General features: G+C 42.6%; 17 protein-coding genes and 1 pseudogene. 13 read left to right on the top strand and 5 right to left on the bottom strand.

The window, feature by feature from the left end:
- Positions 1 to 7 precede the first annotated feature (7 nt).
- From V7K79_RS27680 to V7K79_RS27665, 4 genes are all read left to right on the top strand, one after another.
- Complete coding sequence (locus tag V7K79_RS27680; RefSeq protein ID WP_335052414.1) at positions 8 to 526, top strand: YceD family protein; 519 nt, start codon at positions 8 to 10, stop codon at positions 524 to 526.
- Positions 527 to 884: 358 nt separating this feature from the next.
- Positions 885 to 2396, top strand: coding sequence for an AAA family ATPase (locus V7K79_RS27675; RefSeq protein ID WP_335052412.1), 1512 nt, complete (start codon positions 885 to 887; stop codon positions 2394 to 2396).
- Positions 2397 to 2681: 285 nt separating this feature from the next.
- Positions 2682 to 3191, top strand: a complete 510-nt coding sequence (locus tag V7K79_RS27670; RefSeq protein ID WP_335052410.1) for an SH3 domain-containing protein — start codon at positions 2682 to 2684, stop codon at positions 3189 to 3191.
- Between the two features lie 216 nt (positions 3192 to 3407).
- Positions 3408 to 4826, top strand: a complete 1419-nt coding sequence (locus V7K79_RS27665; RefSeq protein ID WP_335052408.1) for a peptidoglycan-binding protein — start codon at positions 3408 to 3410, stop codon at positions 4824 to 4826.
- Here V7K79_RS27665 and V7K79_RS27660 read toward each other — a convergent pair.
- Positions 4823 to 7849 (bottom strand): SMC family ATPase, encoded by a 3027-nt coding sequence (locus V7K79_RS27660; protein WP_335052406.1) that lies wholly within the window; start codon positions 7847 to 7849, stop codon positions 4823 to 4825. The two genes, V7K79_RS27665 and V7K79_RS27660, sit on opposite strands and share 4 nt — an antisense overlap.
- 1051 nt (positions 7850 to 8900) lie before the next feature.
- Here V7K79_RS27660 and V7K79_RS27655 point away from each other — a divergent pair.
- From V7K79_RS27655 to V7K79_RS27645, 3 genes and pseudogenes are all read left to right on the top strand, one after another.
- A complete protein-coding gene (locus V7K79_RS27655) occupies positions 8901 to 9614 on the top strand; it encodes a conjugal transfer protein TrbI (RefSeq protein ID WP_335052404.1) in 714 nt (237 codons plus the stop codon).
- Between the two features lie 1634 nt (positions 9615 to 11248).
- A pseudogene (locus tag V7K79_RS27650) lies at positions 11249 to 11890 on the top strand (S-layer homology domain-containing protein); the annotation flags it as partial.
- Positions 11891 to 12285: 395 nt separating this feature from the next.
- Positions 12286 to 13527: an S-layer homology domain-containing protein gene (locus tag V7K79_RS27645; protein WP_335052402.1), complete on the top strand. Its 1242-nt coding sequence runs from the start codon at positions 12286 to 12288 to the stop codon at positions 13525 to 13527.
- A gap of 174 nt (positions 13528 to 13701) precedes the next feature.
- Here V7K79_RS27645 and V7K79_RS27640 read toward each other — a convergent pair whose 3' ends face one another.
- Positions 13702 to 14559 (bottom strand): AraC family transcriptional regulator, encoded by an 858-nt coding sequence (locus tag V7K79_RS27640; RefSeq protein WP_335052400.1) that lies wholly within the window; start codon positions 14557 to 14559, stop codon positions 13702 to 13704.
- Between the two features lie 364 nt (positions 14560 to 14923).
- Between V7K79_RS27640 and V7K79_RS27635 the strand changes: the two genes are divergently transcribed.
- The 3 genes from V7K79_RS27635 (at position 14924) to V7K79_RS27625 (ending at position 17744) form a co-directional block, all read left to right on the top strand.
- On the top strand, positions 14924 to 15889 hold the full coding sequence (locus V7K79_RS27635) for a quinone oxidoreductase family protein (RefSeq protein ID WP_335052398.1): 966 nt from the start codon (positions 14924 to 14926) through the stop codon (positions 15887 to 15889).
- Between the two features lie 90 nt (positions 15890 to 15979).
- Positions 15980 to 16735 (top strand): SDR family oxidoreductase, encoded by a 756-nt coding sequence (locus V7K79_RS27630; protein ID WP_335052396.1) that lies wholly within the window; start codon positions 15980 to 15982, stop codon positions 16733 to 16735.
- 121 nt (positions 16736 to 16856) lie between these two features.
- Positions 16857 to 17744: an aldo/keto reductase family oxidoreductase gene (locus V7K79_RS27625; protein ID WP_335052394.1), complete on the top strand. Its 888-nt coding sequence runs from the start codon at positions 16857 to 16859 to the stop codon at positions 17742 to 17744.
- A 168-nt stretch (positions 17745 to 17912) separates the two neighbouring features.
- Here the strand turns inward: V7K79_RS27625 and V7K79_RS27620 are convergent, their stop codons facing one another.
- Positions 17913 to 19268: a sensor histidine kinase gene (locus tag V7K79_RS27620; RefSeq protein WP_335052392.1), complete on the bottom strand. Its 1356-nt coding sequence runs from the start codon at positions 19266 to 19268 to the stop codon at positions 17913 to 17915.
- Positions 19269 to 19555: 287 nt separating this feature from the next.
- Here V7K79_RS27620 and V7K79_RS27615 point away from each other — a divergent pair, with 287 nt between their 5' ends.
- The gene (locus V7K79_RS27615) at positions 19556 to 19873 is read left to right on the top strand and encodes a DUF3155 domain-containing protein (protein WP_041566316.1); all 318 of its coding nucleotides are present in this window, start codon (positions 19556 to 19558) and stop codon (positions 19871 to 19873) included.
- A 450-nt stretch (positions 19874 to 20323) separates the two neighbouring features.
- Here the strand turns inward: V7K79_RS27615 and V7K79_RS27610 are convergent, their stop codons facing one another.
- Entirely contained in the window at positions 20324 to 20854 is a 531-nt protein-coding gene (locus tag V7K79_RS27610; protein WP_335052390.1) for a cofactor assembly of complex C subunit B, read from the bottom strand.
- 52 nt (positions 20855 to 20906) lie between these two features.
- Complete coding sequence (locus V7K79_RS27605; RefSeq protein ID WP_335052388.1) at positions 20907 to 21254, bottom strand: PadR family transcriptional regulator; 348 nt, start codon at positions 21252 to 21254, stop codon at positions 20907 to 20909.
- A 626-nt stretch (positions 21255 to 21880) separates the two neighbouring features.
- On the opposite strand from V7K79_RS27605, the gene V7K79_RS27600 reads away from it, so the two are divergent.
- Both V7K79_RS27600 and serS read left to right on the top strand, forming a co-directional pair.
- The gene (locus V7K79_RS27600) at positions 21881 to 22459 is read left to right on the top strand and encodes a DUF3611 family protein (RefSeq protein ID WP_335052516.1); all 579 of its coding nucleotides are present in this window, start codon (positions 21881 to 21883) and stop codon (positions 22457 to 22459) included.
- A 583-nt stretch (positions 22460 to 23042) separates the two neighbouring features.
- The gene (serS, locus tag V7K79_RS27595; RefSeq protein WP_335052386.1) at positions 23043 to 24323 is read left to right on the top strand and encodes a serine--tRNA ligase; all 1281 of its coding nucleotides are present in this window, start codon (positions 23043 to 23045) and stop codon (positions 24321 to 24323) included.
- Positions 24324 to 24433: the final 110 nt, after the last annotated feature.

The following is a 24433-nucleotide window of genomic DNA, read 5'->3' as shown; positions in this document are numbered from 1 at the left end:
AAATCCTATGGACGCAATTTATATTCCGCAGCTAACCAGAGCATCGGAGCGAACAGAGGAAGTTCAAGTTGAAGAATTTCTGCCTGGTCTAGAAACGTTAACACCAGTTCGCGGTCATGTGCGTGTGCAACATCATGGCAATTACCTGCAAGTGTCAGGTCAGGCAGAAACAATTATTACTTGTACCTGCAACCGTTGCTTGCAGCAATACAATCGCCGTTTAGGGGTTGATACAAAGGAAATCATCTGGTTAGACGAAACTGCAAATCAGCTAAATGACTTGCCTTTAGAAAGGGAAGTGGTTATGGAAGATTTGCTAGAAAGCTTACCGCCTGATGGTTATTTTCATCCCAGCGAATGGCTATATGAGCAAATGTGTTTGGCAATACCCCAGCGCCAATTATGCGATCGCAATTGTCCAGGTATTCCTGTAAGTAGTACAGTTGATAGTTCTGATATTCCTGAAACTCCAGTCGATCACCGTTGGGCTTCTCTGGAAGCACTGAAAAAACAACTTCCGGGATAGGTATTTCATGCGCCGTTTGCTGTATTACGGCGCAATTAATTATTGTAAAAAATATATCTCTAGAGTATTTAACGTCCCTAATGGCGTAGTAAAGCTAAAATGGTGTAAAAGAAAAATTAAATTATCTTTCAAAATTGAGATTTTCTCATAATTTTTAATACATCATGTAAAGCTAGACTATTGAGAAAAAACTAAGCTTGATTTACGCTATGAAGTCGCTGAACTTTAGTTTTTAGCAAGCGAGGGCGCTAAGTAAGATTTTGGCTAACTGAAGATTCTTTAGTGTTATTCGTTTTTAGTTGTTAGAGGTGATACAAACCTGAACAATGAGAGAAGAACAAATAACCACAGCTATATTATGAACTTCCGTGAAGAGTTTAAGCTGCTGCTACGCGCCCGCTACCCTTTGATTTATATTCCCACATACGAAGAGGAGCGGGTAGAAGCAGCTATCCGGGAAGAAGCAACCAAGCAGGGTAATCGCCCAGTATATACTTGGGATTTTGTCGATGGCTACCAAGGAAACCCCAATGATGTTGGCTTTGGGCGACGTAACCCGTTGCAAGCTTTAGAATTTATCGAAAAATTACCAGCTTCCGCACCTGCGGTATTGATTTTACGAGATTATCATCGCTTTTTGGATGATGTAGCGATCGCCCGTAAACTCCGCAACCTGTCCCGACTCCTCAAGTCGCAACCAAAAAATATTGTCCTACTGTCACCGCGCATCGCCATCCCTGACGACTTAACCGAAGTGTTGACAGTCGTCGAGTTTCCCTTACCCGCCGCCCCAGAAATTAAAACTGAGGTAGATCGCTTACTACAAAGTACTGCTAACTCCCTTTCTGGAAAAGTTTTAGATGATTTGGTGCGCTCTTGTCAAGGACTTTCGATGGAACGGATTCGCCGGGTTCTGGCAAAAGCGATCGCTACCCACGGAGAATTGCGACCAGAAGACGTGGATCTGGTTTTGGAAGAAAAGCGCCAAACTATCCGCCAAACCCAAATCTTGGACTTCTACCCTGCCACTGAGCAAATTTCTGATATTGGCGGACTAGATAACTTGAAAGACTGGCTGATTCGCCGGGGAGGTTCGTTTACTGATAGAGCGCGACAGTACGGATTACCACACCCTCGTGGTTTAATGTTGGTGGGTATTCAGGGGACTGGTAAATCATTAACGGCAAAAGCGATCGCTCACCACTGGCATTTACCTTTGCTACGTTTGGATGTCGGCAGGTTATTTGGTGGTTTGGTGGGTGAATCAGAATCTCGAACTCGTCAAATGATCCAAGTAGCTGAAGCCCTTGCTCCTTGTATTTTGTGGATTGATGAAATAGATAAAGCCTTTGCCGGACTTGGTAGCAAAGGTGATGCTGGAACAGCCAGCCGTGTATTTGGTACTTTTATTACCTGGCTAGCCGAAAAAAGCTCACCCGTGTTTGTCGTTGCCACCGCCAATGATATTCAAGCCTTACCGCCAGAAATGCTCCGTAAAGGGCGATTTGATGAAATTTTCTTCGTGGGTTTGCCTACCCAAGAAGAGAGAAAAGCAATTTATGATGTTCATTTATCCCGACTGCGCCCCCATAACTTGAAAAGTTATGACATCGAAAGGTTAGCTTATGAAACGCCCGATTTTTCTGGGGCCGAGATTGAACAAACTTTAATTGAAGCGATGCATATTGGATTTAGCCAAAACCGCGACTTTGCTACCGACGATATTCTAGAAGCAGCTAGTCAGATCATACCTTTAGCACGAACTGCCGTAGAGCAAATTCAGCAACTTCAAGAATGGGCTGCTGCTGGGAGAGCGCGTTTAGCATCCAAACACAGTCCTTTGAGCGAACGCCTCCGGCGCACTACGTGAATCCTGAAAAAATGTAGAGATGTAGTAGTGCTATGTCTCTACAAGGAATCTTGATAACGCATATTTAATTTCAGTAGATGTCTATTCAGCATAGGTACAATAATGAGTTAGTCAAAAGTCAATAGTTAATGATGAATTATTATGGACTATTGATTCTTATACTGATGGGTTACTTGCTTCTCTACTTGTAATCCGTTACAGCCAGTTCAACACCACTCTTTTCAATGGGAGGGGAAATACGCAGATGACTGGCTCACCTTCACTCTTGATAATCAGGTTTTAATTATGTTGTCTGGCTTAACAAAGTTTATACTGGGGTTTTTCTTAGCGATCGCTGTGTTAGTAGGTGGCGGTGCTGCACTTGCACTCTATTTTATGAATCGCACCGGCGTACCCCCCGCCAAACCAGTTTTTTCCAACGATAGTCCCTCGGTGAAAGCTCAAGCTCCAAAAGCAACTGAGCCTGGAAAAGGTAAATCTGCCCTTACACCTAAGACTCAGGCTCAATCATCTCCAAGCTCAACCTCTACTCCCACAGCATCACCAAAGGCGACACCATCACCAAAACCATTGCCAGCAGGAGCTTACCGAGGACGTGTTAGTTGGGCTGAAGGCTTGAGTTTGCGATCGCAACCAAATCAAGAATCTGAAAAGATTGGTGGAGTTGGTTTTAATCAAAAAATTATTATTTTGTCAGAAAGCGACGATAAAGCTTGGCAAAAGATCCGTTTGGAAGGTAGCGAACAAGAAGGTTGGGTGAAAGCAGGTAATACTGAAAAAGTTAATGAACAATAAGCATGGGGTATGGAGAAGAGACTTGGGGACAAGGAGAATTGGAGACAAGGGGAAGGGAAAGACTTGTAACAAGTATCTAACTTTTGTCACCTTGTCCCCCTTGTCCCCTTTTCCCACCTGCTCTCTGGATACTTACTTATAAAGCATCATACGAAAAGTAATTATTACACAGGTAAGTGGTATAATTTTTTCTAGCCATAAACTTGAAAAAAGCAAGTGAAAACAGGGGTAGCTAGCCATTTAATCAAGCTTGCCTCAGTCTACGAGGCATCCGAGAGCATCAAGGTTGTTCCTATCGTAGTTAATTTCAAATTTGTAAATTGGAAAAAGTTATCGACTGGTGCTGCAATACGTTTTTTGTCTGTGGCTCTGATTACGGGGCTTGTAAGTATTGCTGGGCAAGCTTTAGCACTTCAAAAACTAGGAAGTAATGGGTCTGAAGTTAGCAGTACCCAGAGATGTTTAAAAAAGTTAGGCTATTTTAACGGCCCGGTTACAGGTAAGTTTGCTGCCTTGACTAAAAATGCTACGATCAAGTTCCAGCAAGCCAATAGAATATCGGCTGATGGAGTTGTGGGTATTAGTACTCAACGAGCCTTGCAACAAGCCTGTCAAGGTAGCAGTTCCAATAGAAATATTAGTGGCGCATCACGCTCGGCAGTTGGTCAATATCCTACTCTTTCTCAAGGCAAAACTGGTGCAGCCGTCACAAGATTACAACAGCGTCTACGGCAGTTAGGCTACTTTAATGGTAAACCCACTGGGAATTTTGGACGAATTACTAAAGATGCAGTAATTGCATTTCAGCGAAATTATCGCATAACTGCTACCGGAATTGTGAATCAACAAACTTGGAACGCACTAATGGGTTCCTCTCCAACTTCAAGTAGATCGAGTCTTTCCACTCAACAAGTCAGAGAACTCCAAGTACGTTTGCGGCAGCTAGGTTATTTAAATACTGATGCCACTGGGAATGTTGGCTCAAAGACTAGAGAAGCTGTAATTGCATTCCAGCAAAATAATGGACTACCTGTTGATGGCATTGCTAATGCCCAAGTTTTGGACTCAGCGCGTAGAGTATCCACACGTGGTATTCAACAACCAGGTAGAAGTTATTTAACTGTAGGCGATCGCGGAGAAAATGTCAGATTAGTTCAAGAGCGCTTGGCGCAGTTGGGTTTCTCTAATACTAATCCTGATGGACTTTTCAACGATTACACTAGACAATCTGTGATTGCATTTCAGCAATCTTCTCGAATTAATTCCACTGGAAATGTAGATTGGCAAACTTGGGAAGCATTGGGGTTGAATGGTTCAACTGGGGGCAATTACACTCAAAATAATAATTATGTATTAGGCGACACTAATTCCTATGCATTACCTCCCGCCAATGATGTAGTACCTGTTACTAATGGCAATACATTAGTTGCTAATAATCCTTACAGAGTAATAATTCCCATTTCCAGTAATGATACTCTAAGTAAAGTACAACAATATATACCCAACGCTATCGCAGAGCAATCGAATTTAGGGGATTATGTGAATGCTGGAGCATTTAGCGATCGCGCCCAAGCAGAAACGCTGACGAAAAAGCTCCGCTCGTTAGGTCTTGATGCACGGGTAAAATACAATTAAATAGACAAGCTCAACTGCGAACCTTCTTGAGTTTTATTCACTTCAATCCTGGCTTGGAAAGCTTCTTTGAGGTGAGGCATGTGGGTAACAGTAAGAATACAGGCGAAATCAGAAGCGATCGCATTAATCGCGGCAATCAAGCGATCGCATCCTTCAGCATCCTGTGTACCAAAACCTTCATCTACAATCAACAATTGCAATGCCGCCCCCGCCCGTTGCGCTAAGAGTTTCGCCAAAGCTAAACGGATGGCAAAGTTAATTCTAAAAGCTTCACCACCTGAGTAAGTTTCATAAGCTCGTGTTCCTCTAGAATCAGCGATTAAAATATCTAAGGTGTCTATCAGCTTGGCGTTTTTCTTAGTTGATTTAGCACTACGCCCAGCTTTTTGAGTAATAAATTGTACATGAAACTGATTGCCACTCAACCGCGAAAGTAGTTGATTTGTTTCGGCTTCCAGTTGCGGCAACACATTCTCAATCATCAATGTTTGAATACCATTTTTACCAAAAGCTTGCGCTAATTCCTGATAAACACGATATTCATGCTTGCAAGATTGTAATTGCTGCTGCTGTTCTTCATACTGAATTTGCAGCGTTTCCAGTTGATGCGCCAGCTGTTCTAAACGCCCCAATCTGGCTATCTGCTCATCAAGTTGCCGTCTGCGGATTGCTAACTGCTGCTCTAAAGTTTGAATTTGGGCAGATGGGTTAGCTGTCGCTTGTAGTTGCTGAATAATACTTTCGATTTGGCTGCCGAGTTTTTGGCGCTCCGTTACTCTGGCGCTTCTAGACTCCTCTAACTCTTGCAATCTCGTCTGGAGTTGGGGATACTGTTGCTGGGCTGATAGCAGTTGTTGATAGCGCAAATGCCAAGATTGAGCTTTTTTTGCAGCCATGCGGAGATTGTTGTGCTGCTCAGAACTGTAGCCAATTTCGGCAATATGACGTTCAAGGGCCGCGATTTGTTTAGCACATTCAGAATCAATCTGCTCCTGCTGGATTTTGGCTTGTAATTGAGCAATTTGGGACTGGAGTTCTGGTTTTCGGGCTAATAATTGCGCTTGTCGCTTAGTCGCATCTTTAATTTGCCCTTGTTTAATTTCTGCCCATCGCCACCGTTCAACTTCACTCCGAGCGAGGGCGTGGTCTTGTTCATTATAATTAACTTGTTGCAGATATTGCTCTAGCTGTCGGAGTTCGGCTTGTTTATCAGCAGCGTAATCACCAGCTTGGAGCGATCGCTCTAAATGCTGCTTTTCAGCAGCAATTTGTTGTAACTGTTGTTGCACATCAGTTGTCGCTTCTAACTGTGCTGCTAACTGTCCCCGTTGTTCGCGTAAACCATCATAGCCCGCCAACTGTTGGGATATATCGCGATATTCCTGCCTGAGTGTCTGAATTTCTTTGTCAGACACAGCCAATTGTTCCCGCACTACCCAAAACTGCCCTTGAGTATCCTCTAATTCACTTTGGGTTTTTTCCACTACCCGACTCCAATGATGTTCGTCTAAAGGACGCTCACATAACGGACAAAGTGCTTCAGGATTTTGCAGCATTTGCAATTTTTGCTCTAATTCTCCCAGCAGTTTTTCATAGTCTCGTTGATGAGCTTGCAAACGTTCAATAAAGTGCCGCCTTTCTTGCCCTTTTTCTTGGACTCGTTGCAGATAAACTCGCTTTTTCTCCAGTTCCTCAATCTGAATTGCTACATCCATCACCGCTTGTTGCAGTTGTGGTTGGCGGCGGTGCTGGCGTTGCAATTGGTTCTCACTGCTTTGGAGTTGTTCGAGTCGCGCTACTAAACCAGCATGAGTGCGATCGAGTTGGCTTTGTAAAGTTGCTCGTTGTTGCAACAAGGGAGTTACTTGCATTTGCAATTCATCTAAGCGAGTAACATGGTGGCGGGCTGCGGCTAGTTGTGCCAAAGCGGCTTCGACTTCACCTGATTTAGTTAAAGTTTGTTGAATATCTCGCTCTTGTTGCTGCAAAGCTTCTAGCTGCGCTTGGGCTTGTTGCAGTTGTCGTTCGATTTCGTGAATTTGTTTAGTAAGCTGTTGTTGCTTTTGTTGGCGAGTCTGCCCAGCACGGGTATGTTCTTCAAATTTGACAGCAAAAGCTTCTTCTTGAGATTGTAGACTTTGATATTGGGCGTATCCAGTTTTAATTTCAGCTTCTTGGTATAATATTTTTTCTAAATCTGCTAGCTGAGAGCCAATTGCTGATTGTTCTTGTTGGAGGCGATCGCAATCTTGGGTAAGATTTTGGTATTGCTGCTTTATAAAATTGAGTTGTTGTTCCCAATTTTGGCGCTGGTGCTGGATAACTTGCAAATTTTGTAATTTAATATTATCAAAAGCTTGTACCTGTTGCAGTTGGTTGAGTTCGGCTTCTAATTCTACTCTTTGCGCTTGGGTGATCTGGCGTTGTTGCAGCTGAATTTTTATCGACTCCAAAGAACGCTCTAACTCTACTGCCTGGGCTTTGAACTGACGAGAAGATTCCTTTGCCCGTTCTTCCAAATCATCGTACTGATTGAGTTTCAATAACTCCGCTAAAATTTCTTTACGTTCCGTGGGGCGCTTGAGCATGAATTCATCTGCGCGACCCTGACGTAAGTAGGCAGAATTAATAAATGTATCATAATCAAGCTTGATGTGTTCTAAAATCAAATCCTGGGTTGCTCTTACCCCTTTGCAAGTGAGTGAGCGAAATCCAGATGGTATTTCTATTTGAAATTCCAGGACGCTAGTACCTCCCCGAATTCGGGTACGAATCACCCGATATTTTTGCTGGTTACTTTGGAAAGTAAAATCAACCCGAACTTCTTTTGCACCAGAATAGATGACATCATCTTCCACAGTGGCACGGCTTTCACCCCAAATCGCCCAAGTGATTGCTTCTAAAAGAGAAGATTTACCCGCACCATTGGAACCACAAATACAAGCCGTATGCAAACCGCCAAAATCTAAAGTTGCATCACGGTAACTAAGGAAATTTTTGATGATAAGTTGTACTGGGATCATTCAGGCTATAGCGCCACATCTACTTTTAATAAATAACAGTACAGATGCACTGTTTGTTAGTTTAGCTATCTAGATATCAGGTTTCTAGTCTTGAAGACATCAATTTTACAAAAATTTACAATTATCTGAGTGAATTTTTCTTGTTGCATGAAAAAGTTTTACTATCTTCAAAGAAAAATGAAACTCTTCTGGAGGCTTTTCGTTATTTTTTCTATTGACTGAGAAGAAAACATTCTTATTTGATTTGTGAGAATTGAAAGTTACAGATCCCTGACTTCGTAAAAGTTGTCAAGGATCTTGTCTCTTAAAAATTATTTTCGATTGTGATAGTCGCCAAGAGAGAATTTGTCATTGGCTAATTGCGTTGGCGTAGCCCGTCGTAGAGATCGCTTGACCTTGACCGAGGTATCAACAATCCAATGTATGTACCGACAGCAAATTTGGTTAAATCTAGAAATGGAGGGCGACTCTTTTCATCAATAACCGCAATAGTGAGAGAACCAATCACCCAGGGCTAACGCATCTTATTTACTAATAAAAACTAAAAAAGAAGCGATTGTTATGTCAGCTGTGAAGTGCGACAGCAAATAGAAGATACTTTGCTATTACCGATCGCAGAGATTAAACAGCGTTAGCAGCAATCTTAAATATACACATAGCAGATACTAAATAATTCGTTAAGAAAGCGAAAATATTTCTCCAGTTTTAGCAAATCAATCTAGAATAAAAGTAAGAGTTAGCAGTCAGCCTATTCGCCTCTATTCAATGGCTGAAGATATGTGGAGATAAATAATAAAACAGCATTCTGGAACAAAATAATACTCATTCTGCGTCTTAATGAGTGTCTCGCTTCTCATTTTAGTAACGCACATTAGCACGATACAAATTCTGAACAGCGATGTCTACGACGGTCTGCACCTAGGCGATCGCAAAAACTTCTCATCATAATAAGTACTTGTATACGCCTATAGACAGGTTTAAAAACAGTCAGAAACAAACTCAGTGAATGCTCGTCATTAAATACATCACATACACAAAGGATAACCCTCTTATGACTCGCCTACATCAATGGAAATCTGGAACTGCTGCACTTATGACAATAGCGGTTACTACAAGCGTCATTAGCCCCCTATTGAGCTTGGCTCCTGCTAATGCACAATATAGAATTAACCAAGACAGAAATGAACAATACGGAAACGCTACCATTCCTTCTGGAGTTGCTCTTCCTGTCACCTACGAAAAAGAGACAATTACTATTGCTCCTGGGGAAAGTAAATCTCTAACCTTGAGAATTGCCAATGACATTATCGATAGAAATAGAAATGTCTTAATTCCTGCTGGTACTAAAATAAATGGACGGTTAGAACCTGTTGACTTAAATGGTTATTCCAGAGATAGAAATGATAACCAAGGAAAAGGTGTAAGGTTTGTCGCTCAAGAATTAGAATTTTCTAATGGTCAGCGTCAGTCAATTAACGCAACTTCTCGGACATACACCACAACTCAAAGAGTTAAACAGGGGCCTAACACCAGTCAGGTTTTAACTGACGCAGCTATTGGTGGGGGTGCTGGGCTTTTAGGTTCACTAATTACTGGCAACAACAGAATTGACGATTTAAAACCTGTTCTCGGTGCGGCTGCGGGTGCAGGTGCGAGTGTGCTGTTGCGGAAAAAAGAAGGAAACGCCTTTGTCCTCAGACCTGAACAGGATTTAAGGCTCACACTGAATTCTAACTTGAATTTAGTACCACAATCCCGCTACTAGATTTAACTTCATTCAAGCTGTGAATTTAATCATCCCTGATATGCGATCGCCACTTTAACTAGAGTGTGCGATCGCCTTTATTTTTAACCCTAAAATTTTCTATTGAACAGCAACTATTCCACTTCTATATCGTCTTAATCAGTATCAATATTTATTAGAATACTTATTTAAAAGTTAGCTTTCTTGTATTCTGTATCTAAAAGAGTATTCAAAATTATAGAATATCCTGATACTTTTTTTAAGTAGTAGCGATCGAGGTGCCTATTCTTATGGTAATTCAAGGTTTCGGTTTAAGTACATATCTGGCAATTCCGGTAGTATTAAGTCTTTTGGTTCCGGGAGACAGTATAAAAGTATCTTTATTAGAAAACGTCCGTCACGTATCTACTAATAAGGAAGTGAGCCTATCCAACCAAGACAATTTAATCACCATCAATTCAACACCGAAAACATACTATGTTAGTGGTAGTGGAAACGACAAAAATAGCGGACTCTCTACTTCATCCGCCTTTAAGACAATTCAAAAGGCAGCAGACCTTACCAACCCTGGCGATACAGTATTGATAATGAACGGAGTATACACAAATACAGGCAAAGCTGGGAGTGTAGTAAATATTAAACGTTCTGGAACTGCAAATGCATGGATCAGGTATAAAGCATATCCTGGGCATTTCCCAAAAATTCAGCACAATACATGGAATGGGATCTCGATTTCAAATAAAGCTTCATATATCGAGATCAACGGGCTAGAGGTTGTAGGAAACAATGCCAATATAACCCTTGATTATGCAATGAGTCAGAAGACTAACAAACAAAACCCACTGACAAATGGAAACTGTATCAACGTTGATGGTAGAACGAATGGTCATGTTCATCACATCCGTATTTTGAATAACAAAGTGCATGACTGTGGAGGAGCAGGTATTTCAGCGATTCAAGCGGACTATGTGACAATAGATAATAATGTGGTATTTAATAATGCCTGGTATGGTGTTTTTGGTTCTAGTGGTATTTCAATGTTGAATAATTGGAATTCTGACAACAACCAGGGATACAAAATGTTTGTTACCAACAACAAGACTTACAACAATCGTATGTACATTCCTTGGATTGCAGTCGGAAGGATTACAGATGGTAATGGCATTATTATTGATAGTACAAGAAATCAAGATAACTCAAAGTTGGATGCATATAAAGGACGTACTTTAGTTCAAAACAATCTTACATTTAAGAATGGAGGATCGGGTATTCATGCATTTTTAAGCGAACATGTTGATATTGTAAATAACACAGCTGTTTTGAATAATCAGAGTCCAGAACTCAATGGTGGGCAAATATTTGCTTATGCATCATCTGATGTCAAAATTCTCAGGAACATTCTCTATGCTTTTCCTGAAAAGAATATTAATAATAACACTAAAAACAACAACGTTGTTTATGACTATAATATCTATCTCAATAGTTCTAAGATAAATGTAAAGGGATCTCACGATATTGTTGCAGACTCAGAGTTTTTAAGTAAGCATCCCACTATTGAAAAAATATCTGACGATTGGAAATCACAGCCAGAGAAACAAAATCCGCCAACGCGGACTGTTATACAGGCTAACTCAGCAGGTTTTGTTTGCGATCCGGTGAATTATCCTTTGCAAGACCAACTCATCAAAGTGGGATGCTCCCCGCTATCTTCAGCTCAAACTGCTTTTTCTGATGTTTCATCTAACTATTGGGCGGCACAATTTATTCAACAATTGTCTCAGCAAGGTGTAATTGCCGGATTTCCTGATGGTAGCTTCCGCCCAGAAGAACCGGTGACACGCGCCCAATTTGCCGCGATGATCGACAAAGCTTTCCCAAAAGCCCAGCAACGGCAGGCAATTAATTTTACTGATGTACCTAGCAACTATTGGGCATCCAGTGCGATTGGGCAAGCTTATACCATTGGTTTCTTATCTGGTTATCCTGGAAATCGCTTTGAGCCTAATCAGGCTATTCCCCGCGAACAGGTTTTGGTTGCCCTTGCTAACGGTCTGAAATATAGTCCCAGTGGCAATACTGAAAGCACTCTGCAATACTTCAACGATGCCTCTAACATCGCTAGCTATGCCCGTAGCCCAATCGCCGCCGCAACCCAAAAGCAAATTGTGGTGAACTATCCGAATGTGAAGTTACTGAATCCAACTGCAACTGCTACACGGGCACAAGTAGCAGCTTTTATCTACCAAGCATTGGTTAGTTCTAATCAAGCCTCAGCAATTAACTCACCCTATGTCGTGTTAAAACTTAGCAATTAACTCGCCATATACAATAATTGTCGAGTCTACTACTTCAACACCTGTATTAGTCACAATTAGAATCTGTTGACTTAGATAGTTATTTTATAGGCGATCGCTACTTTAAATAGAGTGTGCGATCGCCTTTACTTTTAACCATAAAACTTTTTCTTTAACAGCAACTATTTTATTTCTGTATCATCTTACTAAGTACTTGTATTTGGTAAAACTTGCTAAGAGTTAATACGGATGATTATATTAGCATGAATATTTTTAATTATGACTGTATGACTAAAGTAATGGTTTTGACAAAAACTATAAAAATTAGGAACCTTGTACTTTAGTAAATGTCTAACTAATTAACAGTAAAAAACTAATATAACTGGAGTAAAAAAATAATGTTTAACTTAAATCGTTGGCAATCTAAAACAGCTGCACTCATGGCTTTGAGCGTCACAGTTGGTACTATAGCGCCTTTCATTACAGCTTCACCATCTTTAGCTCAAACGACTTTTTCTGATGTTTCATCTAACTATTGGGCAGCACAATTTATTCAACAATTATCTCAGCGAGGTGTAATTGCCGGATTTCCTGATGGTAGTTTCCGCCCAGAAGAACCGGTGACACGCGCTCAATTTGCCGCAATGGTCAATAAAGCTTTCCAAAAAGCACAACAACGGCAGCCAATCAATTTTGCTGATGTGCCTAGCAACTATTGGGCATCCAGTGCAATTGGGCAAGCTTATACTATTGGTTTCTTATCTGGTTATCCCGGTAATCGCTTTGAACCTAACCAGGCTATTCCTCGCCAACAGGTTTTAGTTTCTCTCGCTAACGGTTTGGAATATAGTCCTAGTGGCAATACTGAAGGCACTCTGCAATACTTCAACGATGCCTCTAACATCGCTAGCTATGCCCGTAGCCCCATCGCCGCAGCAACCCAAAAGCAAATTGTGGTGAACTATCCGAATGTGAACTTCCTAAATCCAACTGCAACCGCCACTCGCGCCCAGGTAGCAGCTTTTATCTACCAAGCATTAGTTAGTTCTAATCAAGCCTCAGCAATTAACTCGCCTTATGTCGTGGCTGTCGGATCTACTACCCCAACACCTACATCCGTAACAATTGCTCAAGGGACTACTATTCCTGTGAAGTATGACAAGGCGGAAAAAATTCTAGTTACAAAGGATGAAACATCGCCCTTGACATTAACAGTATCCCAAAACGTGGTGACGCAAGACGGATCTGTAGTGATTCCTGCTGGTAGTCAAGTTGTTGGTCAACTAAAACCTGCTACAGGTGGTTCTCAATTCGTTGCCGAGAAACTAGTTTTGACCAGTGGTCAAGAGTATCAGCTGAATGCTACTTCTGATGTGATTACTAAAACTGAAACCGTCAAGAAGGGTACTAGTGTTGGTTCAATTATCAAAAATACTGTATTAGGCGCAGGTGCGGCAACTGCGGTATCTGCTGTCACTGGCGATCGCGCCATTGCCACAGAAGAAGTCTTGGGTGGTGCTGGTATCGGTGCGTTGGTTGGTCTGTTCTTTGGTAAGAAGAGTGTTGACTTAATTGCTATTGACCCAAATACCGATTTACAAATGACCATCAATCAGAACTTGTTGGTTTCATTAAGATAGTCATTAGTACATCTAAAGTCGAATTGTAAGAATAGCGTAAATGCTGTATTTCGTATATAGCATCTACGCTATTTTTCTCATCAAACTCAAAATTTTTAGAAAATTGCTTAAACTAAATTTAAGTTAAAGAAATTTTTTTGCCGTTTTTTATTCCATCCTTGAAAGAAGTCTAAGTCAAGCCGTTCGCAACCGTTCGATGTCTCGCATCGGTGGCGCACCGAACAGGCGTGAATATTCCCGGCTGAACTGTGAGGGACTTTCGTACCCAACTTGGTAGGCAGCAGAGTTTGCATCACAATCTTCCGTCAGCATCAGGCGACGGGCTTCTAACAGTCTTAACTGCTTTTGATATTGAAGTGGACTCATTGAGGTCACTTGCTTGAAGTGCTGATGAAACGACGAAGTAGACATTCTCACCTGCTTTGCTAAGTCCTCGACTCGCATCGGCTGAGTAAACTTAGACTTGATCCGTTTGATCGCTTCAGCAATTCGCTGCATACTGCTGCCAGAGGTAGCAATTTGGCGCACGGCTTCACTTTGTTCCCCTATCAGTAGACGGTAGTGGAGTTCCCGAACGATCATCGGTGCCAGCATGGGGATATCTTGGGGTGTATCTAAAAGCTTAATCAGGCGAAGGGCACAGTCCAGCAACGTGGGATCAGCGTTACTTACAAACAAGCCTCGGACAGAGTTATCTTTCTTCGCTGAACTGAAATTCATTTGAGCAACCATCTCACAGAGTTGCATTGGATCTAGGGTCAGCTTTAATCCTAAATACGGCTGATCGGTTGTCGCCTCAACAATACACCCACCGATGGGGAGATCAACTGAGACAACAAGACATTGCCCTGCCTCATATGGATACGTTTCCTCCCCCAACACTATGTCTTTCTTGCCTTGAACCAGAATAGCGAGACGCGGTTCATAATCCTGGTAGATGATGGCAGAGGACGCATCCGAGCGCGAAAAGCTTAAGGGTGCGATCGCAGTTGGATAAATCAGGTTGCGGCTAGATTCGGTATGCCGCGCCACTAATGCCGCCAACGCTTGGCACTGATCTGCAACGACATCAGAATTAAGGATTTCGACTGTCATGGTAAAACCTCAACTCATTCAACGCCCTACACGATTATAGAAGGTCTTTAAGTTATCCACGCTGGAGAATTAGGCAAAGATCAAAGAGCTTTAGGCATTGGAAACGCTGAATCGAATTCGTAGGATGAAAGCATCTCAAGCGAAACGTTAAAGAGTCCAGAGAACAATGCTGCATTGCTTTCCTTAAACGATTAAAAACTTTTTGAAGGAAATGGCAATTCATCCAAACAAACTTTGTCAGCAGTTTTACGCCTTTGAACTTCTTAATAACAACTCAAGCAATTAGCAGGAGAACCTATTTATGCAAAATACTCCCCAACAAATGAAAGCAATGGCTGTGGACGAGTTCGGTCATTCTGACAAGCTGACTTTGCACACCTTACCCGTGCCTATAGTAGATGCAGGCGAAGTTTTGATTAACATCGAGATCGCCGGAGTTGGCATCTGGGATGAGATGGAGCGTGAAGGTGAACTGGTGTATAACGAAGTCCACTTTCCGCGTGTGCTGGGCGGCGAATGTGCAGGTACGATTGTTGCCATTGGCGACGGCGTTGAGCGTTTTGCTGTTGGCGATCGCGTTTACGCCCAGAGCTTCATGAACGACAAGGGCGGTAGCTATGCCCAATACGTCGTCGTTTCTGAAAAGACAGTCGCGCCGATGCCCGACGGTTTGGATAGTTTGATGGTGGGCGGGTTGTGCATTGCTGGTGTAACGGCGTTAAGCAATTTGCAAGCGTCGGGGACAGGCAACGAAACCAAATTGATGCTGTGGGGTGCAAGTGGTGGCGTAGGTCACGTTGCGCTACAACTGGCTAAACGCATGGGCGCGAACGTTTTCGCGATCGCATCGGGTGCAGACGGCGTAGCGTTGGCCAAGCAATTGGGTGCTGATGAAGTGGTAGACGGACACAGCGACGACATTGCCCAACGTGCCCGCGCCTTTGCGCCCGATGGCTTCGATGTTGCGCTGGTGCTAGTGGGCGGCGACAAGGTTCAATCTACGCTGAGTTTGGTGCGTCAGGGCGGAATCATCTCCTATCCTAATGGCGTGATGCCCGAACCCAAAGCGCCCGACGGGGTGGAACTCAAGAAAGCAAATGGGTTCGCTAACCCAACGTTATTAGACGAACTTAACCGATTGATCGACATGGGTGAGTTTCAAGTTCACATCGCGCAGACGTTTGTACTGGAAGAGGCGGCACAAGCACAGGATGCGATGAAACAGCATTATCTAGGTAAAATCGTGTTGCGCGTGAGCGACGAATAAGCGCTGATTGAATTTCTAGCTTTTGCAATAACTTTACTCTCAATAAACCCTGACATTCTTCATTTCGACATCTTTACAGGAAAAATATTTATGAATCTCACGGACAACACCATCCTGATTACTGGAGGCACAAGCGGCATCGGTCGTGCGCTTGCCGAGGCGTTCTATCAACGCGGTAATCAAGTCATTATCGCAGGTCGCCGTCAACATCTCCTCGACGAAATCACTGCCGCTCACTCCGGTATGCACGGGATTCAACTTGACGTTCAAGACCCGGCGGACATCGAAGCCTTTGCGTCCCGCATTCGAGAACAGTTCCCTAAACTCAATGTTCTGATCAATAATGCCGGAATCGGTAAAACGGAAGACCTCACCTCGGATCCGATTGATTTCTCCGTGATGCAGTCTATGATTCAGATTAATATTGTCGGCGTACTTCACCTCACGGCGGCACTCCTCCCGACTCTCAAACAGCAACCGCATTCGACGATCGTCACCACCACCTCTGGCTTGGCTTTCGTTCCCATCAGTCCATATCCGACCTATTGTGCGACCAAGGCTTTTCTGCACTCCTGGTTGCAGTCGCTCCGCGTTCAGCTTCAAGAAACCTCTGTGGAGGTTCTTGAACTTGCTCCACCCTATGTACAGACGGAGCTTGGCGGGGCTAGTCAGGCGACCGATCCTGCCGCAATGCCACTCGCTGACTTTATTGCTGAAGTGATGCAGATTCTCAGCACTCCCAACCCACCCCACGGCGAAATCCTTGTTAATCGTGTCAAAGAACTACGATTTGCTGAGAGGAACGGTGACTATGAGCAAATATTCGCAAGCCGCAACGAAAAATGACAAGCGATAGGAATCTATCGGTAGAAGAGGGCTGCGATCGCACGCAGCGACATCAATGAGAAATGGACTCTCAAAATTGTTTTCGTTAAATCACTAAAAAATTCTTGGAGAAAGTAGCAATATGTCTGAGCAAACGAACCTTGGCGGCACTTTTACGCTGCCGAACACTTCAATCACAGTGAAGCGCACAGGCTATGGGGCCATGCAACTCGCGGGTCCGAATGTATGGGGTGCGCCGCGAGATGTGGATGCAGCCGTTGCCGTTTTGCGCGAAGCGATCGCACTTGGCATTAATCATATCGATACCAGCGACTTCTACGGACCTCACATCACGAATCAGATTATCCGACAAGCACTGCATCCCTACCCGGAAGATTTAGCGATCGTCACCAAGGTCGGGGCGCGTCGTCCTGAAGATGGATCGTGGGTTCCCGCAATGTCGCAGCAGGATCTGACCGAAGCGATTCACGACAACCTGCGTAATCTCGGACTTGATGCGATCAATATCGTTAATCTCCGCTTCATGGGTGACGGTCACGAACCATCGGAGGGTTCTCTTATAGAGCCGCTGACCACCCTAGTCGAACTCAAAAAACAGGGATTGATCCGTCACCTGGGTCTGAGCAACGTCACTCCTAAGCAATTGGCAAAAGCGCAAACTATCACAGAAATTGTCTGCGTCCAGAATCAGTACAACCTAGCGCACCGGGAAGATGACGCTTTCATTGACGACCTCGCGAAGCAGGGAATTGCTTATGTGCCGTTCTTCCCCCTGGGCGGGTTCAATCCGTTGCAATCGTCAGCGTTCGATGCTGTCGCAGCATCACTTGCAGCCACACCGATGCAGGTCGCCTTGGCATGGCTGCTTCAGAGATCGCCGAACATCCTGTTAATTCCCGGAACGTCATCCATTAGTCATCTGCACGAAAACATCAAAGCGGCAAATCTGCAACTTTCACCGCAAACGATCAAAGACCTCGACGCGATCGCTGCAACTGCGGTTCAGTGAAAACATTATTTTCCAAAACTAATTCACTTCAGCGAAGAACTAATGAAGTCAATTAAGTTGCGGCTTGACTTAGCAATTTTTACGTTGAAGCTTGAAAAAATCGAAGACTATATGATTTCGACCAGTGTTAAAGGTTAAAGGAAAACGAGATAATCCGTTCTCAATAGATTAATTCTCAACTTCCGGTAGCCAAATAATAAAAGTAGTTCCTGGTCTATTAGGTGAAGTTAGGTTAAAGTTGATTGCAGGGCTGAAAATCTCGATTTCGCCCTGCATTTGCTCTATTAATTGTTTAGCGATCGCTAACCCTAAACCTGTACCGGGGATTTCTGTTTGCGCTTGTACACCCCGGTAATGCCGTTCTCCAAGATGTTCTAAATCCTGCGGTGGAATGCCAGGCCCGTTATCACTAATGACTATTCCCTGAAAATGAGCTTTTTCTTGCCCCGCCTGAATCAAAATTTTGCCACCAGTGGGAGTATATTTCAAAGCATTATCAATAATGTTAGTTAACACCTCTCGTAATGCTTTGACATTGGCACGCACTAGAGATGAATTATCTTGAATTTCAGTTATTAGTTTTAGCTTTCGCTCTTGGGCGATCGCTTTGGCTGATATTAATAATGGTTCTAATATATCTGCTAACGAGCAGTCAACTGCTTTATCTCCCGTTCCCGGCAATAATAGCGGCGGTTTAGCGGATTTTTGGATAGTTGCTTCTACAAAAACTCCATCTTCCGGCAGATGTAGTGGTGCTAAATCTGCCTCTGTCAAATCAATTACTTGTTCAAATTGTTGCAGTAATTCTTTAAGGCGATCGCTTTCCCGGACAATACTATTTGCCACATCTCGGTTAACATCTGCTGGTCGTAGTCGCTTCAATAACAGTTTGCCAAAAGTCCGCAATGCTGTTAATGGGTTACGAAACTGATGCAACAGGTTATCTAGCAAATCCCGTTGTTTTTCTTGGAGAATTTGTTGTTCATGCAACTGTTGCTCAAACCATGCTCGGCGCTGATCTAAAATACAAGCGATCGCTAATGTTTGGGCTATCCGTTGAATCTGACTTTGCTCGTGTTCATTCCATACCCGGTCTTTCCTACCTGTCACTAGTAACCCCATCATCACCCCTTCATAAATTAGAGGTAAAACAATTTGGTTGCCATTAAGTAGATATTCCTCTTTAAGATCGGGTTGAGACGCATCTGGTATCTCAGACTCCCGTGACGAAGTTGGAGATTCTGAACCTGCTGTCAATAATCTTCCTTGATGATTGGGTAATATAAGCGCATTTCCAACTTGAAGTTGCTTGTATGCCGTCGCTTCAATAGTTACCTCACCTTGGGGTAATAATGCTGTTTCCGGGTAAATCACCACAGGAATCAGTTTGGCATCGCCAGAGGGAGTATCTACCAATTCTTGTGTTAGATACACAATACTTAAAGTTGCTCCTAGCCCTTGGGTTAGTAGCGCTATTTGCTCTCGACACAGAGCAAGAAAATCGGAACTGGCAGACATTAACATTTTTTAGCTTTTGCTCAAGATTATAGATTTTGAGGCATGATGTAAGAGAGGATACTTAATTTTTACCTCGCTCATTTCATAAAGCTTAACTAAAATCTTCTTAAAGATGGTTTGTACTAAGAGATTATATTCTTAGGTAATTTGCTTTTCTCTATGTTTCAAATATATTAACTTTCTTATATTAAAAGGTTAAAAACTATTGATATTCTGAACTAGAACTTATATAATGACGACGGATTTTGTAGCTATCACTACAATCGTATAGCTTGAAAGAGGAGGACAATAGATTGGCAAGGAGACGCAAAAGGAAGAGTCGTCGTCGTCAGGAAGGACGGCGTATTTTGGAACACGTGCCTCAATATAGTATCGAAAGTGGCGAAGAAAAACCTGTGACAGCAGCGAGAAGATTCATTCAAGCTGAAGGGATTTTGCCACCAGCGTTGCTACTTGTAAAGCGAAATGAACACACTACAGATCGTTATTTCTGGGCAGAAAAGGGACTGTTTGGTGCTCAATACGTAGAGGAAAACCATTTCTTGTTTCCTAGTTTGAGGGTGTTAGAACCTTCACCAGGTCAAGAACCTCTTGCTTTAGCTAGTCGGTGAACCATAGAAGGTCATCTTGGGCATTGAATGTGGCTCCTGACTACTATATAACTGGCAAAGTTGCTAGGTTTATGCAAAATTTAATTTTTTTTTAGTTTGTAGCTGATTTGCCAGTAAATCTAGTCCAGGTAGTTGGAAAGTGAATTTGTTTCAAACCACGCTAGATTGCATGGGTTGATACTACTTTAATCGTGCAGAAGGGAGTGGGTATGGAGCTAAGTATCTCTAAAACGAAGAGTGAAGTTGCGCTCTTTGCCGTAGATGGTTAAGTAAGCTCTGTCAATGAATTTAAGTTAATGAATTTAAATTTTTTCCCCACAACTTTGGTCGTGGGGAAAACTGACAAAGCAGAAATCTTGATTTTCTCCTTCCTACTTTCCATTGCCTAAAGAGTAGATCAGGTCAGAAGTCTGCATATCATAGTTAAAAGATGGTCGCAAAAATCAACAATTATTTCCCAGGCTTGAGCTGTAGAGTCCTCTGCAACTCGCTGAGTTCATCTCGATGGGCAACTATAGTTACCTTACTTGAGGAGGTTTGTTCGCTTTGAGTTGTTTCTACTTTGAGCGACACCTTCTCAAGTCTTCCAGATTTTTTCCAATAAAATAGACCACTTAAAGGCGACAGCAGTACCATCGCCAGAACAAGGGTACTGAGGTTAGGAAAAAGCAGGGATGCCACCAGAGATAGACAAACAATCCCAATAGCTGCCAGTAAAGTTAGAAATATAGCTAAGAACCAGCTAGGACGAACATTACCTTCAAAAGTTACCTGATTTTGTTCTCGGTCTACCCGTACCACTCGGTAAGACCGCGATCGAAGATACTCTTTTAATTGAGACATTAAAACAGCTTCGTCTTGCTCAGATACTAGTTGGGCCATTTCTGTACGGTCTTTAGTCGAGGCACGAATAAAGAAAAACAGCCCAACCGATAACAACAAGGTTAGCAGGAACGTAGATGGCAGAATAGCAGTATCCATAACTAATTGTTAGTGTTTGACTGGAGGAGACTTATTCATTATCAATTATTCGTTACTTTTTCCTTTCGTTTACGTAGTCTTGCCAAAGAAAAGCTAAATCTTGAGATTGAACTTGCCATTCGGGAGAAACTTGGTACATCCGCCTGGGGCGTCCCCGTCCTTCGAGTTTCTTCCAATATCCAGTGATTGCATTTTGGTCTTCCAGAAATTTGATTGCACTGTAAAGTACGGTATCTGAAAGCCGATAGACGGGACACTCAGTTTCTAATTGCTCGATCAACTCGGTTCCGTAGGATTCACCTTGTAATAAAACAGACAGTATGTAACAAACTGCTAGTTCCTGACAAAGGTAAGTTGGCGGAGGATTCTCAAAGAATTGATATATATCCTCAAGTTTCATGGTTAGTGAATGGCTAAAAAAATGCCTTAGTAAAGTCTACAATCCTTGTAGTCAGTATACAGTGCTACTACTACGTGAGTAATACATATAAAGCTACTTAGATTAGATTTATAAAGTGTAAACATGAAATAATTACCCACGCCTGTGAAGTTGTGGGGCGAGTTTGCGAGTTTTAGGAGTACAAAATAATGTACCCCACTCAAGCTCGATACGGTGGGGTGAGGAGCGAACAGACACTGAGCAAGTCACTATCTTGGTGTTAACTGATGCCAAGCTAGTTAGAACTGCTTAAGCAATAAAATGCCATCGAAGAAATTTTACAGGTAAAATGCTATTTTGTCTGTAAAACTTAATAAACACTTTGTTTTACAGTGATTCTCCCAATGCAAATTATAAAATTCTAAGTTAGAGGATATATCTGGGATCAAGCTCTACGTTGGTATACTCACTTAAGCAGTAACCAGTCCTGATTTCCTCGATCGCAGAATTTCTTGTCTTATTTGGCAAGTGTGATAGTAAATTTATCAAAGAAGGCGCTAAAAACCAGGGGAAAGAACTTTACTGTGTCCCCTTGTCCCCTCGTCCTCGCGTCCCTTAATCTAGCACCCAGCACATTGGCGATCGCTATGTCACAAACTCCCGATGCCCCATCATCTTCCTCAACTCTCAGGGCAATTGCCCAAACTTTTCGCCTTATCGGTTGGATTAGCTTCTGGATTCAGCTAGTACTAGGCGTTGTTTCTAGCATAATTGTGTTGCTGTTCGCCATCTTTAATCAAAGAACTGGCAGTTCTACTAATAATCCTGGGACTGGTTTTGGCGTATTTTTAGCAATTTGTGGACTAGTTATTTTGGGTGGGGGCATTTTTTTAGCTTACCGTTATACGAGGATTGGCAAGCAATTGGAATCCTCCAATCCCAGCAACCGCCCTCGGAAAAGCGAGACTGTACAAGTATTACGCTTAGGGGTCTGGGTGAATTTAGGAGGAACGCTGGTGACTCTTTTGGGGGCGCAGGCGATCGTTGGAACACTGGTAGCACGCTCCATATCTCCGCAAGCGATAACTACCCAATTTTTTGACCCGACGCGAATTATTAGCGGTCTAGATATGCTTGTGGTACAGGCAAACACCAACACTGTCTCAGCTCACTTTGCAGGGCTTGTAGCATCACTTTGGTTACTCAATCGCATTAACCGACCTTAGAAAGTGGAATCAAAGATAAGGTAATAGTCAAAAATCAGCAATTCTTTTGACTTCTTTTTTCCTCTTTTTTAGAGGTTATATAACAATAATTCAAATATGTTGATTTTACTTTTCCGAAATTATTAAATTACAGTGTGAAGATTAATACCAGTTATTTATATTAGCACCCATCTAAAGAGTGATATTAGAACCGTTATCAGGGTGAATTAATCTTTAATTAGAGGTCTCACACTATGAAAAAACTAGAAATATAGAAGTTTGGTATACAAGTAATTTTTAGCACATTGATGATTTTATTATGTAATTCCTTAATCTTTATGGAACCTGATAATAGTCAAAATCAAGCAGTGTATTGGAGTGGTTTATCAGGCGTACTTGTCTACTGGCTACCCTCACCTGCAAACACTCAGGAGTCCAAAAAATTGGCAGATTAATCTCAAATTCTAGATTTGAAATTTTTCTAGCCCTAGCTAGATTGGCAAGACAAAATTTTTATAATTGCTTTTCTGCTGACAGCAAGCCAAAATCAGTATATGCTGATGTGTTGGCAGGTAGATAATAGGCTAAAAACTGAGAAAAATCTGTGCTGGATATCAAGCAAATACGGGAAAATCCCCAATTAGTTCAAGAACGATTGAATAGTCGTAGTGGTAAATACGATATCGAACCGATATTACTGTTAGATCGGCAACAACGGGAACTTGAGGGAACACGTAGTCAACTCCAAGCTCGTAGCAACGAAATTGGTAAAACTGTTGGGCAGAAGATAAAATCTGGGATCAATCCTCAAGACCCAGAAATTCAAGCTTTACGGGATGAAGGTAACTCTGTTAAAGCTACGTTGAGTCAACTGGAACCCCAAGAAAAAGACCTGAAAGCTGAAATTGCTCAACTTGTGTTGGCACTTCCCAACTTGCCAAGCAACTCTACACCTCTTGGTAAGAATGAGGAAGATAACGTAGAAGTGCGGCGTTGGGGTGATGAGTACATTCCCCAAAATCCGCATATTCTCCCTCACTGGGAAATAGGCGAAAAGCTGGGTATTCTCAATGTTGAACGAGCTGTAAAAGTTGCTCAAAGTCGCTTTGTGACATTGATAGGTGCTGGCGCGGCATTGGAGAGGGCATTAATTCAATTTATGCTGACTTTCCATACTCAAGCTGGGTATGTGGAAATTAGTCCGCCACTGTTAGTAAATACCGAGTCTTTGACGGCGACCGGTCAGTTACCCAAGTTTGCAGAAGAAAGCTTTAAATGCGCTGATGATGACTTGTGGCTGATTCCGACGGCGGAAGTTCCAGTTACAAATCTCTACCGGGGTGAAATTCTCGCTGCTGAAGATTTGCCTATTTACCATTGTGCTTTTACTCCCTGTTTTCGCCGCGAAGCTGGTAGTTATGGGCGCGATATGCGGGGATTAATTCGCCTGCATCAATTTAACAAAGTGGAAATGGTAAAGTTTGTCGAACCCAGTACGTCTTTTGATGAATTGGAGAAATTGGTGGGGAATGCAGAAGCAATTTTACAGGCGTTGCAATTGCCTTACAGAGTTGTAAATTTAAGTACTGGAGATTTAGGTTTTGCCTCTACCAAAACTTATGATTTAGAAGTTTGGTTGCCCTCTTCTGGCAAATACCGTGAAATTTCTAGCTGTTCTAATACTATAGATTTCCAAGCACGACGGGCTGATATTCGTTTCAAAGAGGCGGGGAAAAAAGGTACTCAGTTCGTACACACTCTAAATGGTTCAGGTTTGGCGGTGGGAAGGACGATGGCAGCAATTTTGGAGAATTATCAACAATCTGATGGGACGGTGAAAATACCCGAAGTGTTGCAACCTTACTTCGGACGTGAAGTTTTGTAATTTGTCCTTAGTTTTTACCAATGCCCCATGACGCCAGTTGCTTCAAGTCGGGCATTGCCCGCCCAACGCACTGGCTCCCCAATGCCCAATACCCAATGCCCAATTAGAAT

This window comes from Nostoc sp., assembly GCF_036917575.1.
GTDB lineage: Bacteria > Cyanobacteriota > Cyanobacteriia > Cyanobacteriales > Nostocaceae > Nostoc.
Note: the sequence above shows the minus strand (reverse complement) of the source record. Positions and strands in the feature narration are given on the sequence as shown.